Annotated in this window: 1 protein-coding gene; it reads left to right on the top strand. The window is 53.9% G+C overall.

Features of this window, described 5'->3' with window-relative positions:
- A partial coding sequence (locus FIL88_RS16590) for an integrase core domain-containing protein (RefSeq protein WP_142854998.1) occupies positions 1-399 on the top strand: 399 nt, incomplete at its 5' end.
- Positions 400-479: the final 80 nt, after the last annotated feature.

A 479-nucleotide genomic window follows, 5' to 3' on the forward strand; every position in this document is an offset into this window, starting at 1 on the left:
GGCTGCGATCAGGTTCATGTCGTTCATAAGCCGCATCTGCTCTGCGGAAATGGATCCAGCTACGTCTCAGGGGATTTGGCTGAGTGGTTGCAGGACAAGGGAATGAAGCACTCGCGCGGTGCGCCGTATCATCCGCAAACCCAAGGCAAGATCGAGCGTTGGCATCAAACTTTGAAGAACCGCATCCTGTTGGAAAACTACTTCATGCCGGGTGATCTTGAGGCCCAGATCGAAGCCTTCGTCGATCACTACAATCACCAACGCTACCACGAGAGCCCGAAAATGACGCCCGCCGACGTCTACTTCGGGCGTGACACAGCCATTCTAAAGCAACGGGAAAGGATCAAACGAAAGACGCGCGAAACGCGTCGTTTGCATCACCGCCAGCACGCCGCATAATCAAACCAACCAGATGAGCTAAACTCTCTCTTAGGTTAGGCCGATCTTGCTCCCAAAAAACTGGCGACGGGCAAATCCGA

It is taken from the genome of Aliiroseovarius halocynthiae (assembly GCF_007004645.1).
Classification (GTDB): domain Bacteria; phylum Pseudomonadota; class Alphaproteobacteria; order Rhodobacterales; family Rhodobacteraceae; genus Aliiroseovarius; species Aliiroseovarius halocynthiae.